Annotated in this window: 17 protein-coding genes and 1 pseudogene; 10 read left to right on the top strand and 8 right to left on the bottom strand. The window is 67.8% G+C overall.

All coding sequences use genetic code 11. The features are described from left to right. Nucleotides 1–25 precede the first annotated feature (25 nt). The 3 genes and pseudogenes from AC1RRR_RS12165 to AC1RRR_RS12155 form a co-directional block, all read right to left on the bottom strand. The gene (locus AC1RRR_RS12165) at nt 26–1,219 is read right to left on the bottom strand and encodes a DSD1 family PLP-dependent enzyme (RefSeq protein WP_492813344.1); all 1,194 of its coding nucleotides are present in this window, start codon (nt 1,217–1,219) and stop codon (nt 26–28) included. An 18-nt stretch (nt 1,220–1,237) separates the two neighbouring features. After that, nucleotides 1,238–1,323: pseudogene (locus AC1RRR_RS12160) on the bottom strand (hypothetical protein); the annotation flags it as partial. A 43-nt stretch (nt 1,324–1,366) separates the two neighbouring features. Continuing rightward, entirely contained in the window at nt 1,367–2,344 is a 978-nt protein-coding gene (locus tag AC1RRR_RS12155) for a threonine ammonia-lyase (protein ID WP_492813342.1), read from the bottom strand. 137 nt (nt 2,345–2,481) lie between these two features. On the opposite strand from AC1RRR_RS12155, the gene AC1RRR_RS12150 reads away from it, so the two are divergent. The 7 genes from AC1RRR_RS12150 to AC1RRR_RS12120 all read left to right on the top strand — a co-directional run bounded on the left by AC1RRR_RS12150 (nt 2,482) and on the right by AC1RRR_RS12120 (nt 10,165). Next, nucleotides 2,482–3,090, top strand: coding sequence for an acyloxyacyl hydrolase (locus AC1RRR_RS12150; RefSeq protein WP_492813340.1), 609 nt, complete (start codon nt 2,482–2,484; stop codon nt 3,088–3,090). Between the two features lie 135 nt (nt 3,091–3,225). Beyond that, nucleotides 3,226–4,512 carry an adenylosuccinate synthase gene (locus AC1RRR_RS12145; RefSeq protein WP_492813338.1) on the top strand — a complete coding sequence of 429 codons (1,287 nt, stop codon included), beginning with the start codon at nt 3,226–3,228 and terminating at the stop codon, nt 4,510–4,512. Nucleotides 4,513–4,660: 148 nt separating this feature from the next. Continuing rightward, nucleotides 4,661–6,322 carry an ATP-binding protein gene (locus tag AC1RRR_RS12140; RefSeq protein ID WP_492813337.1) on the top strand — a complete coding sequence of 554 codons (1,662 nt, stop codon included), beginning with the start codon at nt 4,661–4,663 and terminating at the stop codon, nt 6,320–6,322. Further along, nucleotides 6,322–7,107: a polysaccharide deacetylase family protein gene (locus tag AC1RRR_RS12135; RefSeq protein ID WP_492813335.1), complete on the top strand. Its 786-nt coding sequence runs from the start codon at nt 6,322–6,324 to the stop codon at nt 7,105–7,107. The genes AC1RRR_RS12140 and AC1RRR_RS12135 overlap by 1 nt, the downstream gene beginning before the upstream one ends. Nucleotides 7,108–7,139: 32 nt before the next feature. Continuing rightward, nucleotides 7,140–8,009 carry an alpha/beta fold hydrolase gene (locus AC1RRR_RS12130; RefSeq protein WP_492813333.1) on the top strand — a complete coding sequence of 290 codons (870 nt, stop codon included), beginning with the start codon at nt 7,140–7,142 and terminating at the stop codon, nt 8,007–8,009. Nucleotides 8,010–8,109: 100 nt separating this feature from the next. Next, nucleotides 8,110–9,258, top strand: coding sequence for a hypothetical protein (locus AC1RRR_RS12125; RefSeq protein ID WP_492813331.1), 1,149 nt, complete (start codon nt 8,110–8,112; stop codon nt 9,256–9,258). A 160-nt stretch (nt 9,259–9,418) separates the two neighbouring features. Beyond that, nucleotides 9,419–10,165 (top strand): response regulator, encoded by a 747-nt coding sequence (locus tag AC1RRR_RS12120; RefSeq protein WP_492813561.1) that lies wholly within the window; start codon nt 9,419–9,421, stop codon nt 10,163–10,165. Between the two features lie 162 nt (nt 10,166–10,327). Here AC1RRR_RS12120 and AC1RRR_RS12115 read toward each other — a convergent pair whose 3' ends face one another. From AC1RRR_RS12115 to AC1RRR_RS12095, 5 genes are all read right to left on the bottom strand, one after another. Further along, nucleotides 10,328–12,616 carry a TonB-dependent receptor plug domain-containing protein gene (locus AC1RRR_RS12115; RefSeq protein ID WP_492813329.1) on the bottom strand — a complete coding sequence of 763 codons (2,289 nt, stop codon included), beginning with the start codon at nt 12,614–12,616 and terminating at the stop codon, nt 10,328–10,330. 264 nt (nt 12,617–12,880) lie between these two features. Then, a complete protein-coding gene (locus AC1RRR_RS12110) occupies nt 12,881–13,603 on the bottom strand; it encodes an alpha/beta fold hydrolase (protein ID WP_492813327.1) in 723 nt (240 codons plus the stop codon). Between the two features lie 15 nt (nt 13,604–13,618). After that, the gene (locus AC1RRR_RS12105) at nt 13,619–14,101 is read right to left on the bottom strand and encodes a hypothetical protein (RefSeq protein ID WP_492813325.1); all 483 of its coding nucleotides are present in this window, start codon (nt 14,099–14,101) and stop codon (nt 13,619–13,621) included. A gap of 70 nt (nt 14,102–14,171) precedes the next feature. Beyond that, nucleotides 14,172–15,068: an RNA polymerase sigma factor RpoH gene (gene rpoH / locus AC1RRR_RS12100; RefSeq protein ID WP_492813559.1), complete on the bottom strand. Its 897-nt coding sequence runs from the start codon at nt 15,066–15,068 to the stop codon at nt 14,172–14,174. Then, nucleotides 15,065–15,172 (bottom strand): hypothetical protein, encoded by a 108-nt coding sequence (locus AC1RRR_RS12095; protein ID WP_454717671.1) that lies wholly within the window; start codon nt 15,170–15,172, stop codon nt 15,065–15,067. Before AC1RRR_RS12095 ends, rpoH begins: the two co-directional genes overlap by 4 nt. 107 nt (nt 15,173–15,279) lie before the next feature. On the opposite strand from AC1RRR_RS12095, the gene AC1RRR_RS12090 reads away from it, so the two are divergent. The 3 genes from AC1RRR_RS12090 (at nt 15,280) to AC1RRR_RS12080 (ending at nt 16,870) form a co-directional block, all read left to right on the top strand. Next, a complete protein-coding gene (locus tag AC1RRR_RS12090; protein WP_492813323.1) occupies nt 15,280–15,639 on the top strand; it encodes a phage holin family protein in 360 nt (119 codons plus the stop codon). A gap of 69 nt (nt 15,640–15,708) precedes the next feature. After that, nucleotides 15,709–16,233, top strand: a complete 525-nt coding sequence (locus tag AC1RRR_RS12085; RefSeq protein WP_492813321.1) for a VOC family protein — start codon at nt 15,709–15,711, stop codon at nt 16,231–16,233. A gap of 1 nt (nt 16,234) precedes the next feature. Further along, nucleotides 16,235–16,870, top strand: coding sequence for a carboxymuconolactone decarboxylase family protein (locus AC1RRR_RS12080; RefSeq protein ID WP_492813320.1), 636 nt, complete (start codon nt 16,235–16,237; stop codon nt 16,868–16,870). Nucleotides 16,871–16,891: the final 21 nt, after the last annotated feature.

Here is a 16,891-nt window from a genome sequence, read left to right as displayed (position 1 = left end):
TTTGGGGGAAATCTTGGCGCGGACCCTAGAGCGTGACCCGGCGGCCGTCCACCGGCCATCGCTCCAGCTTTTCACCGTCCCAGACGTGCAGGGCGTCATAGAGGTTGATGGTCGGGTCGCAGTGGCCCGGTTGCAGCCAGACGAGGTCGCCGACCTTGGGGGCGTCCGGCGGGAAGTCGCGGGCGGGATCGGCGTCGGCGGCGGCCACGGCGCGGTCGAAGCCCAACGGATCGCGGCCGCCGGCTTTCAGCACGTCGATCATGGCGGGATGGGCGATCATGCCGTGCTCGTCGCCCATCGGCCGCCAGAGGGAGCCGGGCGCGGCGCCGGCGACCACGCGAGCGGGCGGGCCGTCCATCGACATGGCCTTGAAGCCGGCGTCGCAGGTGACGTGGCTCTTGTGGTTGCCCGACACCACGGTCGCGGCCACGAACAGCGCCGGCTCGAAGGCCCAGTCGCCGCCGCCGGGCGCGCCGCAGGCGCCGTACTCGACGTCCATCACCGCGTAGGAGCCGGCTTGCAGCTCGGTATAGACGCCGGACGCCAGGTCGTAGGCGTGGGTGCCGGTGCCGCCGCCGGTGACGACGGGCGGGGGCAAGCCGGCGGCGGTCAGCTCGGCGACCAGGGCCTTCAACGTGGCGAAGGCGGCCTCGTCGGCGCTCTGGCGTAGGGCCAGGTCGTCCATGTGCTGCAGGTGGCCGAGGTAGGCCTGGAGACCGGCGAACCGCAGGCCGGGCGAGGCGTCGGCGGCGCGGGCGAGGCGCAAGGCGTCCTTGGGGTAAGCGCCGGCGCGGTGGGTGCCGAGGTCGAGGTCGACGATCAGGTCGAGGCGGACGCCGGCGGCGACGGCCGCGTCCGACAGCCGGTCGATCTGGCCCTCGTCGTCGGCGACCGCGCCGATCGTGGCGCCGGTGCGGGCGAGGGCGGCGAGGCGCGCGGGACCCCACGGCGGGACCGGGGCGGTGACCAGGACGTCCTTGATGCCGCCGGCCACGAAGGCCTCGGCCTCGCCGACCGTCTGGCAGCACAGGCCCACGGCGCCGCCTTCGACGATCAGCCGGGCGAGCGTGGAGCTCTTGTGGGTCTTGCCGTGGGCGCGCAGGCGGACGCCGGCGGCGTCGCAGAGGGCCTGCATGCGGGTCAGGTTGCGGGTGAGCGCGGCGCGGTCGACAACGAGGAGGGGGGTCTGGGGGAGGTGTTCAGCGCTTGGAAAGTTCACTTTGTCCGTATCCCCTCAACCGTCATCCCGCGCTTTATGCGCGGGACCCATTTGTCCGCCGCAGGTGCGGAGAAAAGCTAGCCCTCACGTGCAAGCTGAACCATGGGTCCCGCGCATAAAGCGCGGGATGACGGCAGGGGTTGAGGGTTAGATCTCACCCTTGAGCACGCTGGCGAACAACCCCGGATCCACATTCCCGCCCGACAGCACGATCGCCGCCGTCTTGCCCTTCAGATCCACCTTGCCGGTCAAAGCAGCGGTCAGCGCCACGCACCCGCCCGGCTCGACCACCAGCTTCAGCGTCGAGAATGCATACCGCATCGCCTCGGCCACCTCCGCGTCGGTCACCGCCACGATGCCTGACAGGTTCCGCTGATTGATCGGCCAGGTCAGCTCGCCCGGCACCGGCGTCAGCAGGGCGTCGCAGATCGAGCGGGCGTCCTTGTCGATGGTCTCGCGCTGGCCGCTCTCCAGCGAGCGGCGGGTCTCGTCGAAACCGGCCGGCTCGGCGCCCCAGACTTCCGTGGAGGGCGACAGGCCCTTCACGGCCGTCGACGTCCCAGCGATCAGGCCGCCGCCGCCGACCGGCGACAGCACACGATCCAGCTCGACACCCAGCGCCCGCGCCTGCTCGACGATCTCGATCCCCAGCGTGCCCTGACCCGCGATGATGTGCGGGTCGTCATAGGACGGCACGACCGTGCACCCGCGCTCGGCGGCGATCTGGTCGGCGATGGCGACGCGGTCCTCGGTGAAGCGGTCGTAGAAGCGGATCTCGGCCCCGAAGCCTTTGGTCCCCGCGACCTTCACGGCCGGCGAGTCCGATGGCATGACGATCAGCGCCGGGATCTCCAGCAGCTTGGCCGCCAGGGCCACGCCCTGGGCGTGGTTGCCGGACGAGAAGGCCACGACGCCGCGCGCCTTCTCCGCGTCGCTCAGTTGGCTGAGGCGGTTATAGGCGCCCCGGAACTTGAAGGCCCCGGCCCGCTGCAGGGTCTCGGGCTTGAGGAACACCCGCCCGCCCAGGCGCTCGTTCAGCGCGGGGCTTTCGATCAGCGGGGTCTCGACCGCCAGGCCTTTCAGGCGAGCGGCGGCGTCTTGGATGTCGGCGAGGGAAACGGTCATGCCCCCAGCTTTAGGGGTTGCGGTCGCGCTTTTGAAGATATCGGGGCATGGACGTTCAAAAGTCCCCGCCCGAAACACTTTGCGACAATCGCCGTTGGCTCCATATAGGGAACGGGCTGATTTCTCAGGACGACTCGATGAAGACCGCCATGTTCGCCACTGCGGCTGCCGCCGTGCTGGCCGTCGCCGCGCCCGCTTGCGCCGGCGAAGCCTTTGTCGGTGTCTACAAGCACGACGTGACCTTCATCGGCAACGCCGTCGGCCTGGGCGCCGCGGGTCGCGAGGACGGCTTCGACGTCCACCTGGGCTATCGCACCAACCGTCTGGAGAACCTGCGCTGGCTGGGCAAGCCGCAGGTCCACACCATGGTGTCGATCAACAGCAAGAACACCTCCAACTTCGTGGCCGCGGGCTTCGACTGGCGGATCGAGCTGGGCCAGCCCGGCGGCTTCTATTTCCGCCCCGGCATCGGTCTGGCCTATACCGACGGCAAGGCCGGCCTGCCGCCCGCCAACGCGCCGGGCCTGACCCAGGCCGAGCGCGATCGCCGCACCTATCTCTACTATCACCGCATCGATTTCGGCTCGAAGGTGCTGTTCGAGCCGGAGCTGGCCCTGGGCTACCAGGTCAGCGACAAGGTGTCGGTGGAACTGAGCTACACCCACCTGTCGAACGGCCAGATCTTCCATCAGGGGAAGAACCAGGGGCTTGACGACGCGGGGGTTCGGCTGGTTTACGCCTTCTGACTTCGCGCTGAGCCGATTTGACGGTTCGCCCGATGGTGCTTCGAGCGCCGCCCAAAACTGAATAAACGTCTGCGGCCGAGTCCTGTCGAAGGGCCGCTGGACGTCACCGGGCAGGTGACAAGGCATATCTCTACCATGGCCAACGTAACCGTCGTCGGCGCCCAGTGGGGCGATGAAGGCAAGGGCAAGATCGTCGACTGGCTCAGCAACCGAGCCGATGTCGTCGTGCGCTTCCAGGGCGGCCACAACGCCGGCCATACGCTGGTGGTGGACGGCAAGGTCTACAAGCTGGCCCTGCTGCCCTCGGGCGTCGTCCAGGGCAAGCTGTCGGTGATCGGCAATGGCGTCGTCGTCGATCCGTGGCATCTGCTGGGCGAGATCGACAAGATCGCCGACCAGGGCGTGGCCATCACCCCCGAGCTGCTGATCCTGGCCGACAACGCCTGCCTGATCCTGCCGCTGCACCGCGACCTGGACCAAGCCCGCGAGGCCGCCTCGACCCAGAAGATCGGCACCACCGGCCGCGGCATCGGCCCGGCCTATGAAGACAAGGTCGGCCGCCGCGCCATCCGTGTCGCCGACCTGGCCGATCCGGAAGCCCTGAAGCCGAAGATCGAGCGCCTGCTCAGCCACCACGGCGCCCTGCGTCGCGGCCTGAACCTGCCGGAGGCCTCGGCGGAGGAACTGTTCGACGCCCTGATGGAACTGGCCCCGCGCATCCTGCCTTACGCCCAGCCGGCGTGGCGGGTGCTGGACCAGGCCCACAAGGCCGGCCGCCGCATCCTGTTCGAAGGCGCGCAAGGCTCGCTGCTGGACGTCGACCACGGCACCTATCCGTTCGTGACCTCGTCCAACACTGCCGCGGGCCAGGCCTCGGCCGGCTCGGGCATGGGGCCGTCGGCGACCGGTTTCGTGCTGGGCATCGTCAAGGCCTACACCACCCGCGTGGGCGAGGGCCCGTTCCCGGCCGAGCTGTTCGACGACGTGGGCAAGCACCTGTCGACCGTCGGCCGCGAGGTCGGCGTCAACACCGGCCGCGCTCGCCGCTGCGGCTGGTTCGACTCGGTGCTGGTGCGCCAGTCGGTGGCCATCAACGGCATCCACGGCGTGGCCCTGACCAAGCTGGACGTGCTGGACGGCCTGGAGACCCTGAAGATCTGCGTCGGCTACAAGATCGGCGACAAGGTCGTCGACTACCTGCCGGCCGGCCTGCGCGACCAGGCCGCCGCCACGCCGGTCTACGAGGAGATCGCCGGCTGGACGGAAAGCACCGCCGGCGCCCGCTCGTTCAAGGACCTCAACGCCAACGCCATCAAATATGTGCGCCGCGTCGAGGAACTGATCGGCGCTCCGGTGGCCCTGCTGTCGACCAGCCCGGAACGTGATGACACCATTCTCATGCGCGACCCCTTCCAAGGGTAGCTGCACAAAAAAGGTGCGACAGACCGTCGCACGGTAAACGCTTGGTGAACCAAGTTGACCTTAACCTCCCGCACCTTAGCCGTGCGGGAGGAGCGTTTTGGCTCTCCGAGACTTCCTCGATGACGGACGCGAAGGCGCCTCGCTCATCATGAGCCGGCGCAGCCGCGTCGCGCGGCTGCTGGTCACGACCCTGGTCGGCGGCCTGCTGGCCTTCCACTTCGGGCCCGTGCCGCCGCTGCTTTGGGCGGCCGTCAACGTCCTGCTCGAAGGCTGGCTGGTCTATCTGCAATTCAGCTTCAAGCCGCGGGTGGGCGGGCGCACGCCGCTGTACATCCGCCTGGGGCCGCCGGCCGCCTTTACCCTGGCCTGGTCGGTCATGGCCGGCTGGTCCGCCGTCAACGGCCCGATGTCGATGAAGTTCGCGGCCGTGATGATCCTGTTCGGCCTGGTGGTCGAAGGGCTGAAATACGCGACGATCAGCTGGACGGCGATGCTGGCCATCCTGCCCGGCCCGTTCATCGCCCTGACCGTCGCCCCGCTGATGGCCCAGCGCTTCAATACCTGGGACAAGGCCGTGGCCCTGGTGACGATCGCCGGCCTGGTCGGCTACGCCATCGACGCCGTGCGGGTCATGCGCCGCACCAACCAGGCCCTGGAGCAGGCGCAGGAAGAGGCCCAGGAAGCCAGCCGCGCCAAGTCGGCCTTCCTGGCGATGATGAGCCACGAGCTGCGCACGCCGATGAACGGGATTCTCGGCCTGGCCTACGCCCTGCGCGGCGCCAAGCTGGACCAGCGCCAGGCCGAATATCTGGAGATGATCGAGCAGTCGGGCCACGGCCTGATGACCATCCTCAACGACATTCTGGACCTCTCCAAGATCGAGGCCGGCAAGCTGGAGCTGGAAGCCCTGCCGTTCGACGTCCGCAAGCTGGCCGCCCAGATCCGCCTGGTCTGGAGCGAGACCGCGCGGCTCAAGGGCGTGGACCTGGTCCTGGACATCGATCCGGCCACCCCCGAATGGCTGTCGGGCGACGCCGCCCGCGTGCGCCAGGTGCTGATGAACCTGGTCTCGAACGCCCTGAAGTTCACCGAGGCCGGCCGCGTCACCGTGCGCATCGCGCCGACCGAGGCCCGCGTCCTGCTGGCCGTGACCGACACCGGCGTCGGCATGAGCGACGAGCAGCAGGAGCGCCTGTTCACCCCGTTCGTGCAAGGCGACCGCACCATTGCCCGCCGCTTCGGCGGCACCGGTCTGGGCCTGGCGATCTGCCGCCAGTTGGTCGACATGATGGACGGCGAGATCGGCGTCGAGAGCACGCCGGGCCAAGGCTCGACCTTCACCGCCCGCCTGCCGTTGGCCGCCTCGCAGCGTCCGGACGCCGCCGGCGACGCCGACGAGGCGCTGGACCTGACCGGCGCGCGGGTGCTGGTCGTCGACGACAACAGCATCAACCAGACCGTCGCCCGCGCCATCCTGGAAGCGGTCGGCGCTGTCGTGGCCACGGCCGACGACGGCCACACGGCCCTGGCCCGCCTGCGCGTCGAGGACTTCGACGTCGTGCTGATGGACGTCCACATGCCCGGGATGGACGGCAGCGAGGCCGTGCGCCGCATCCGCGCGGGCGAGGCCGGCCGGGTGGACATGCCGGTGGTGGCCCTGACCGCCGACGCCATGGCCGGCGACGCCGAGCGCCTGCTGGCCCAGGGCTTCGACGCCGCGCATCCCAAGCCGATCCAGCCCGCGGGGCTGCTGATGACGGTGGCGGGCCTGCGGGCGCCGGCGCCGACGGTTCGCCTGGCGGTCGCCTGATGCGCGCGATCGTCGCCGCGCTGGTCGCCCTGTCTCTGGCCTCGCCCGTCGCGGCGGGGACCTTCGATTGGCCGGGCGGGCGCAAGGCGGCGATCGTGCTGACCTATGACGACGCCCTGGTCTCGCACCTGGACGTCGCCGCGCCGCAGCTGGAGGCGGCGGGCCTGCGCGGGACCTTCTTCCTCAACGGCACCTTCGCGGCCAAGGACATCCCGCGTTGGCGCAAGCTGGCCCAGGCCGGGCACGAGCTGGGCAACCACTCGATGTTCCACCCGTGCCCGCGCGCGTCCTTCCCGATGGACGCCCAGTTCAATTCCGAGCGCTACACGGTGCCCGGCATGCTGCGTGAGGTCGGGGCGATGAACACCTTGCTGACCGCGATCGACGGCCAGACGACGCGGACCTATTCCGTCCCCTGCAGCATCAGCCTGGCCGGCGGCGTCGACTATACCGACGCGCTGAAGGCGTCCGGGACCATCGCCTATGTCCGCACCGGCGTGCCCAGCGATGCGGTGGTCAGCGACCCGGCCAAGCTGGACCCCTTCCGCGTGCCCAGCCGCTCGTTCCCCGAGACCGCCACGGCCGAGGACCTGATCGCCTACGTCAAGGACGTGCAGCGCGCGGGCGGCCTGGGCGTCTTCATGTTCCACGGCGTGGGCGGCGACTACCTGACCGTCTCGGCCGAAGCGCACCAGGGCCTGCTGCGCTACCTCAAGGCCCACGAGGCCGAGATCTGGGTCGCGCCGTTCCAGCAGGTCATGCAGCGGGCCACGACCGGGCGCTGAACCTTGGCCTGGGGGCGCCGCGTTTGGTGGTTATGGCCTCCGACCTTCCCATCCAGACGATGCGCTTGGCGCGCGGCGTCGACCTGGCGTTCCGCACTTCCGGCGATGTGAGCCAGCGGCCGGCGGTGGTGCTGATCCACGGCGTGCCCAACGCCTCGGGCTATTTCCGAGGCCTGATGGAGCCACTGTCGGAGGTCGCCTTCGTCGTCGCCCCAGACCTGCCGGGCAGCGGCGCTTCGGACCCGCTGGAGGCGCCGACCTTCAAGGCCTTTGCCGACTGCCTGGAGGAGCTGCTCGACCGCCTGGGCGTGCGCGAGCGCTATCTGTACGTCCACGACTTTGGCGCGCCGGTCGCCTTGGACCTCGCCATGCGCGCGCCGGACCTGGTCAGCGGCCTGATCGTCCAGAACGGCAACGCCCACCGCTCGGGCATGGGGCCCAGCTGGGCCGACGTTATCGAATTCTGGTCCGCCCCGGACGCCCGCAACACCGCCGCGGCCACCGCTCACCTCACGGCGAAAGGCACGCGCGGCCAGTACGCCGACAATGTGCCGGAAGACTTGGTGGTGCGCCTGGATCCCTCGCGCTGGGAAGAGGATTGGCGGGTCATGAACCTGCCGGGCCATATGCGGACCCAGCACGCGATGATCGCCGACTACGGCAACCACGTCGCCCGGTTCGGCGAGATCGCAGCCTATCTGAAGGCGCACCAGCCACCCGGCTTGGTCCTCTGGGGCCGGCATGATCCCTATTTCGAGACCGCCGAGGTGCTGTCGTGGCTGGAGGACCTGCCGCGCGCGGCGGCTCACGTCCTGGACGCCGGCCACCTGCTGCTGGAGACCCACGCCGAGCCCGCCGCGCGGCTGATCACCGATTTCGTGCGGTCGACCCCCTCGCGCTAAGTCTCCCCACTTCCGGTTGCGGGGCCTGCGCCGAGCGCGGTTCGGTTAGCGTTTGTTAGCCAGCTTCCCTTATGACGGCTTGTCCACATAAGGGGGTTTCGTGTCCGCACTCGCGCGCCGTCGCAAGCTGAAGCCGGTCCATAAGGCCGACCGGATGATGCGCAGCCTGCGCGCGCTGGAGCGCACGGCCTCGACCAGTCGCGTCCTCAACCTGCTGGCCGTCGAGGCCGAGAGCAGCAGGCGGCCGGAATATGCGCAGGCGCCGCTGTTCCGGAACCGGACCCTGAACACCGCCATCCTGCTCAAGCACCGCCTGCGCAACGACGACATGTACCTGTTCGACGAGGCCCGGCCGACCGCGACCAAGATCATCATTCCGTTCGACCGCGGCGACCTGGGCCTGGGCGGCCAGTCGGTGTTCGTGGGGCAACGGGGCTGGACCGACCTGGTGGTCGAGGCGTGCAACGCCTCGGGCGACATGAGCCGCGACCTGGCCACCCTGCGGCTGATCGACGTGCTGCCGTCGCTGGATCCGTTCCTGCTGCGCGAACACCTGCGCCGCAACGGCGTGCTGGTGGCCAACTGCTATTTCGCCCTGTCGCTGGCCGACTACGAGAACATGCAGGGCTTCGTGACCATGGAGATCGCCCGGCTGATCGAGCTGGCCTATCGCGGGTCCGGCGGCGTCGGTCGCGCCCATGCCGCGCGCCTGGTCGAGGCCCTGCTGTCGACCGATGTCGACGAGCGCCTGGAGCCCCTGCGCGACACCCTGGTCATGGAAGGCGAGAGCTTCAAGGAAGGCGTCTTCAGCTGGAAGGGCTTCCTCTATTACAAGTGGATGCTGACCAAGCTGTGGCCGCAGCTGACCACGGTGGGCCAGGAGATCGGCCGTCTGCTGATCACCGGCAACAAGGACGCCGAGACCTCCAAGTTCATCGACGACAGCCGCCGCCGCCTGCAGGGCGGGGTGCTGGTCGAGCGGTCGGCGATCCTGCGCACGCTGAAGGTCTATGACGACGCTTTCGAGGACCTGATCGAGAACGGTCGCCCGACGGCCTTCCGCGACTTCCTGCTGCGCGCGCCCGAGATGTTCCTGTCGCTGGGCGAGCGGGTGGGCGTGATCTCGCACATCTCCAGCTACTGGCGGTACCGCTTCCCGCAGGGCGAGCCGCTGACGGTCGATGTCGAAGAGGCGATCGACATCTTCATGGACTTCGAGGCGGGCCTGTCAGTGCCGCTCAGCCTCTAGTGGGGGCGGACAAACTGACGCGGTTAACCCCTCTGGATCAATAAGCGGATTTTTACATTCTAGGCCTAGTGAAGGGGTCTGGTTTCGAGGAGTCTCGGGTCACGTGTTCGACGGGAACGTCCGCACAATTCAGCGTGTCGCCGCCAAGGTGCAACGGGTTATGGTCGTCGACCCCAACCCCGCGACCGCGCGCCTATTGGCCGAACAGCTACGTCCGCTGGGCGGCGTGCAGATCTTCGCCGCGCCGTCGGCGGAGAAGGGCTACGCCATGGCCCGCGCCACCGATCCGCAGCTGATCTTCGTCGAGCACGCCCAGAACGGCGTCGACGGCCTGGCCTTCACCCGCAAGATTCGCCGCAGCGACCTGCTGTGCCGCGAGGCTCCGGTGATCATGTGCACGGCCGAAGCCACCGCCGAGGCGATCTTCGGCGCCCGCGACGCCGGCGTGCACGAATTCATGCGCAAGCCCTTCAATCTGAAGGACCTGGAGCGCCGCCTGGAGGCGGTGACCCTGAAGCCGCGCGACTGGATCGAGGCCGTGGCCTATGTCGGTCCCGACCGTCGCCGCTTCAACTCGGCCGACTACAAGGGTCCGCGCAAGCGCAAGGCCGACGCGGCCGGCACGCCCGCCGCGCGCCTCTCCCAGGCTCTGCGCATCGTCAAATCCGCCGCCACCGCCCTGGACACCGATCCGGCCCAGGCCCGCCGCGCCCTGGTCGCCCAGGCCGTCGAGCTCAAGCGCGTGGGCGAGGCCGTCAAGGACTGCCGCCTGGTCGAGGCCGCCTCCGCGCTGGAAACCGTCATGGGCGCGGATCTCTCCGGCAGCGCCGCGCGGGTCGAGCTGGTCAAGCGCATCGACGCCCTGCTGGGCTTTATGAGCGGTGAGGATACGGGGCGAGCGGCTTAGGCTGGCGGAGCCGAAACCTCGTCCTTCGACAAGCTCAGGATGAGGTTTCTACGGATACCGCGTCAAAAGTAGTCCTCATCCTGAGCTTGTCGAAGGACGAGGACGGACCAAGAAAAAAGGCGGCGCCCTCACGGGCGCCGCCTTCTTCATGTCTAAGGTTCCTTAGAACGCCACGCGGGCGGTCAGTTGGAACACCGGGCCGGCCTTTTCGCGCTCCAGCTCGTACTCGTCGAAGTCACGGGTCTGCTGGCTGGCGATGGTGGTGAACTTGTTGAACGTCTCGCGCTTGTTGGCGTCCAGCAGGTTCGAGCCGGTCAGGCGGATGACCATGTTCTTGCCGACCCGCTTCTCGATGAAGGCTTCCAGGTCGGCGCCGTAGGTGGTCGTGACCTCTTCGCCGACGACGCGGCTATAGGCCTCGCCCTGCTTGCGATAGGTCATGCCGAACGAGGCGGCGAAGGTCGGGATGTCCTGGATGAAGCCGACGTTGAACACCGACTCGGCCTGGCTGTTGAAGCGGCGCTTGCCGAACTCGTCGCTGACCTCGGAGTCGAGGTACGAGTAGTTCAGGAACACGCCGGTGTTGTCCATGCCGATGAAGGACAGCGGGGTCGAGAGGTCGAACTCGATGCCGTACACCTTGCCGTCGCCCGTGTTGCGAGCCGAGAAGACCCAGGCGATGTCGCTGGGCGGATCATCGGCCGAACCACGGACGTTGGTGTTGTAGATCTCGAGCAGGTCCTTGATCTCGCGGTAGAAGACGTTGACGCCGAAGACGCCGTCACGACCCATGCGGCGCTCGTAGCCCGCGTCCAGGCCCCAGGCCTTTTCCGGCTCCAGGTCCGGGTTGCCGACGAAGTCGTTGGCGCCCAGTTCTTCTTCCAGCAGCACCGGCGACAGGTGCTGGAAGCTGGGGCGGCGCAGCGTGCGGGCGACCGAGGCGTAGATTTGATCGGCGGCCGTCAGGTTGTAGCGGATCGAGGCCGAGGGCAGCAGGACCTCGTACTTCTTCTCGGTCTCTTCACGCAGGACGTAGTCGTTGATCGTGACGTCCGTCGTTTCGTAGCGCAGGCCGGCTTCCCACTTGAAGCCGTTCGAGCGGCCCGACAGCATCACGTACGGGTCGATGCGGGTCTGCTCCAGGCGGGCCTTGCCGACGACCGAGAACGGGCCGTAGGCGGGCGGGCTGGCCGAGGGCAGGTTGTAGCGGTTGCGCGGCACTTCGCTGACGCGGCTGTCGCGGCGCTTGCCTTCGTACTGGACGCCGAACTCCAGGTCGGTGCTGGGCGACAGTTCGCGCTTGTGCTCCAGCTTGGCCGAGGCTTCATCGTCGGTGACGCGGGTCTTGGCGCGGTCGCCGGTGAAGCGGTCGCCGTCCGGGAACGGGGTCGAGTCGCGCAGATATTCGGTCTCGTACTCGAACTCGTACTCGTCGTTCTTGAACGCCGCGTAGCCCAGCTTCACGGTCGTCGTGCCGCCGGCCATCGGGAACTTGTACTTGCCGTTCAGCGAGTAGCTGTCCTGCTGGATGTCGACGTCGTTGTTGTTGATGGTCGACAGGTTGGCGTTGGTGTTGTTGCCGGTGTTGTACTCGATCGAGTCTTCGTCCTGGTAGCGGTCGGTGTGGACGTAGAAGCCGTTCATCGACAGCTGGCCGGGGCCGACCGGCACGTCGTAGGCGATGTTGAACGAGCTGTCGGTGCCGTTGCGCTTGTCGGTCTGGACTTCGTTGTTGTTCAGGGCCGCGCCGGGCTCGTCATAGCGCAGGCTCAGCTTTTCCTTGGGGTTGCGACGGCCTTGGACGTTGGCGCCGACCAGCAGACGGCCGGGGCCGACCTGACCGCCCCACACGCCGCCGAAGGCGCCGCGGATGCGCTTGTCGTCGAACATCAGGGCGCCGGCGCGGACATAGCCGCCGTCCAGGGCCAGGGCGTCACGCAGGACGATGTTCAGGGCGCCGGCGACGGCGTCGCCGCTGCGGTTGGCCGAGGCGCCGCGCGAGATCTCGATGTGGTCGATCAGTTCGGCCGGGATGCGGTCGACGAAGAACGACTGGTCGGCGCCGTTGCCGAACGCGCCCGACGACGAGCCCGAGCCCGGGACCTTTTCGCCGTTGATCAGGATCTGGGTGTAGGCCGGATCCAGGCCGCGCAGGCGCACGCCGTCCGATTCCAGCACGTCCGACAGGAACGAGACGCTGGGGACGCGCTTCAGGGCGTCGCCGACGGTCAGCGGCTCGAAGCGCTGGAAGTAGTCGAGACCGTAGTCGAGGACCGGGGCGGTCGACTCGCTGCGGTTGCGGTAGGCGATCTTGGCCTGGACGACGACCGCCGAAGCCAGGGTCGGCTCGTCGGCCGTGGCCATCGGCGCGTCTTCCGGAGCGGCCGTGGCGGCCGAGGCAATGGCCAGCGGCGCGAGCGCCGCCAGCGCGAAGAGCATGGTCTTCCGCATGAAATATCCCCTTTGTCTGCGCGCTCTTGTTTGAGCAGGCGCGCGTTCGCGTATGCGGGGCAGGGGATAGATTTCACGGTCCAGGTGGACCAGTGATGTTTGCTTGACGGTTTTGTTGCAGATTTTTGAAACGACGGCTCCAGCGCCGCTTAAGTAAAGCGCTTATTACTCGTTTTCCGGAGCGTTTATCGTCGGCTTTGCCTGATACGATATAACTATTACTTCGATCTCAAATGCGGCTAAAGCGTGGCCATAAGCCGTTGATCAGCGCTTTCCGGCGGGTCTTTGCAGCCAGTGGCGCAGGGCCCCATTGACCGGACCGGGCGCTTCCATCGGCGTCATGTGGCCGGTGCTGGGGATCACCAGCAGGTGCGAGCAGCCGATCGCCTTGGCCATCTCGTGATGGCCCGGCGCGGGGGTGATCTGGTCGTTTTCCCCGACGATAATGACCAAAGGGACACGCAGGGCCCGCAGCGCCGCCTCGCCGTCTTCGCGCTCCAGGCTGTTCTGGCGCAGGAAGACGTCGCGGCCCAGGCGCTGGGTCATGTCGACGATGCGGCCGGTCAGGTCGGTGTCGTCCAGGCGCGAGGCGTCGACATAGGACTTCATGATCGCCTGGCCGATGCCGATGAAGGTCTGGCCCTTGGCGGCGGCCTTGTTCAGCGCCTTGCGCTGGGCAGCGCGCTCGGGCGTGTCGACGCGGATCGAGGTGTCCAGCAGGGCCAGCCGCTCGATGCGTTCCGGCGCGATCCGGGCGATCTCCTGGGCCACGTAGCCGCCCATCGAGAACCCGGCCAGGGCGAAGGTCGGCTCGGCCTTCTCCAGCACGCTCTGCGCCATCTCGCGCAGGGTGGCGTAGGGGGCGAGATCCGGGACCCAGATGCGGGCGACATCGGCCAGGCCGCTGATCTGGTCGCGCCACAGCTCGGCGTCGTTGAGCAGGCCGGGCAGCAGGATCAGCTGGGGCAGGGGAGTCGCGTCGGTCATCTGGGCCTTATAGACTCAGAACGGTTCGTCCGTCGTCCGCGCGGCGGCGATGGCCAGCTCGTGGTCCGCCAGCGGCAGCAGGTCGCTGGCGCGCTGGGTGAACTCCAGGCCGTGGGCGTCGACATAGGCGCGGTCGACCTCGCCGCCGGGCTTGGGATCGATGATCTTCTCGCCGTCCCAGAACACCGCGTGGCCCGTGCCCGGGAGGGTGGGCGACAGCACGCCGACGATGCCGGGGCTCGCCCACAGCATGTAGATGCCGCTCAGCAGCATGAAGCCCCAGCCGTGGGCCACGCTGCGCAGGATCGAATGGCTCATCGGGCCCTGGACCGGGAACGCGGGATCGTGGGCCAGCGCGGCGGCGACCACGTCCTCGTACGAACGGCCGGTCAGCATCGCCAGGACGCAGATCATGCAGTCGTCGGGCGTGCGCTGGTAGACGGCCGGCTGACCGGTATGGGCGCAGGTCAGGGTCATGGCGGAGGTCTTGTAGACCATCGGACCCGAAACGAAAAAGGGGCGCTCCGAAGAGCGCCCCTTTCCGTCTCACTGGCGTGAGCGGTGTGGCTTACGCATCGACCATGTTCTTGGCGACGGCCGCCTCGCGCATGTTCTTTTGCAGCTTTTCGAACGCCCGGACTTCGATCTGACGGACCCGTTCACGGCTGACGCCGTATTGGGCGGCCAGTTCTTCCAGGGTGGTCGGGTCGTCCTTCAGGCGGCGCTCGGTCAGGATGTGGCGCTCGCGGTCGGTCAGTTCGACCATCGCTTCTTCCAGAAGCGACATCCGCAGCGACTTTTCCTCGTTCTCGGCGACGACGGTCTCTTGGCTGACTTGGTCGTCGTCGGCCAGCCAGTCCTGCCACTCGCTTTCGCCGTCGGCGCGCAGCGGCGCGTTCAGCGAGGCGTCGGGGCCCGACAGGCGGCGGTTCATCGAGATGACTTCGCTGTCCAGCACGCCCAGCTTGGTGGCGATCTGGCTGACCTGGTCAGGATGCAGGTCGCCTTCCTGGAAGGCGGCGATCTGGCTCTTGGCCTTGCGCAGGTTGAAGAACAGCTTCTTCTGCGCGGCGGTCGTGCCCATCTTCACCAGCGACCACGAGCGCAGGATGTATTCCTGGATCGAGGCGCGGATCCACCACATGGCGTAGGTGGCCAGGCGGAAGCCCTTGTCGGGCTCGAACTTCTTGACGGCCTGCATCAGGCCGACATTGCCTTCCGAGATCACTTCGCCGATCGGCAGGCCGTAGCCGCGATAGCCCATGGCGATCTTGGCCACGAGGCGCAGGTGCGAGGTGACCATCTTGTGGGCGGCGGCCGAGTCCTGATGCTCTTTCCAACGCTGGGCGAGCATGAACTCCTCGTCCTTGGGCAGCATCGGGAACTTGCGGATCTCGGTGAGATAACGCGACAAGCCGCCGTCCGGCGACATCACCGATAGAGAATTCACGGCCATACTTCTTATATCCCCTTGCGGTGTGCGGATCCGCTCGCCGTTCGCGCGCGATCATCCCCCACACGAGAGGATAGATAGTTCGCAAGGCGGCGGTTGGAAGGGCGGTAACGCATTTGTAATGTCCGAGTTCACGGCTGGGATATTGTACAAATCGGGCGACAGTTTGCTCAGCCGATTTCCGTAGTTCACTGTTCCGGAAATCGAGGGGAGTCGCACCGCCATGATCCGTTTCATTCTCCGCATCCTGATCGCCGCCGCCGGCCTGTGGCTGTCGGATCGCCTGATTACCGGCGTCGTCGTCCAGGGGGTCACCACCCTGCTGCTGGCCGGCTTGCTGCTGGGCGTCGTCAACGCCATCGTCCGACCGATCGTGACGGTGCTGACCTTCCCGCTGACGCTGCTGACCCTGGGCCTGTTCCTGCTGGTGGTGAACGCGGCGATGATCGGCCTGGTGTCCCTGATCGTGCCCGGCATGCAGGTCCACGGCCTGTGGGCGGGCGTACAGGCGGCGGTGGTGACCGGCGTCGTCAGCTGGATCGGCCAGGTGCTGCTGGGGGACGCCAAGCGGGAGCGCGAATAGAAGCGACGTCGCGGCACGCTCGACGCGGGCCGCGATCGGCGTAACCTCGGTCTCCGGGAGGAAGCCGAGATGAAGATCACCGGCGTCAATCACCTGGCTCTGGTCTGTCGCGACATGGCGCAGACCGTCAGGTTCTATTCCGAGGTGCTGCAGATGCCCCTCGTGAAGACCGTGGCCCTGCCGGACGGCGGCCAGCACTTCTTCTTCGACTGCGGCGGCGGGTCGTGCCTGGCCTTCTTCTGGTGGCCCGAGACGCCGCCGGCCGCGCCGGGGATCGCCTCGGTGAAGAGCTTCCCGGCCGACTCCAAGACCGCCGTGGGCTCGATGAACCACGTGGCCTTCACGGTCGACGAGGCCGACCTCGAAGCCTGCCTGGAGCGCCTGCAGGCGGCGGGCGTGCCGGCCTTCCCGATGGTGGTCAATCACGACGACAGCGAGATGGGCGTGGCGCGCAAGCTGCATCCCGGCGTCTTCGTGCGCTCGGTCTATTTCACCGATCCCAACGGCATCATGATGGAGCTGGCCGCCTTCACCCGCGACTTCGGGCCCGAGGACGTCAAGCACGAGCCGGCGCGCGCCACGGTGGACGCTTAAGGTGCCGCGCCTGCGCGAAGTCCCTCGGAGCGAGGTAACCGACAAAGGGACGCTGAAGCTCTACGACCTGCTGTTCGGCGACCGCGATCCTGTCGCCGAACCCGGAACGGCCACCGGCACGCGCGGCGACTGGTGGACGGTCTTCGCCAATAGCCCCGACGTACTGCGCCACGCCGCCCAAGGTTTCGCCCTCTATCGTGACCCCGCCCGCAAGATCGACCCGGTGCTGCGCGAGCTGGCCCAGACCCGGACCGGCTGGACGCGCGGCAGTCAGTTCGTGTTCTCCCAGCACTGCAAGTCGCTGCGCGGCCTGGGCGTGCCCGAGGACAAGATCGCCGCCGTGCCGCACTGGCAGATCTCGGAGGTATTCGAACCGCGCGAGCGGGCGGTGCTGGCCTATGCCGACGGCTTGGTGCTGGACGGCGGCCGCATCGCCGACGGCGTGTTCGCCGCGCTCAAGGCGTTCCTGACCGACGAAGAGATCCTGGAGCTGACCTACATCACCTGTCTCTATGAGATGCACGCGGTGATGAGCCGGGCCCTGCGCACCGAGTTCGACGACCGCGAGGAGCCCATCGTCGAGGTCGCCGCGCCCGACGACTTCAAGGCCCGAGACTTCATGGATACCGGGCGCTAGTTTCGGGTCACTCTTAAAAGT

The organism is Caulobacter sp. GW821-FHT12D05, assembly GCF_058807295.1.
Note: the sequence above shows the minus strand (reverse complement) of the source record. Positions and strands in the feature narration are given on the sequence as shown.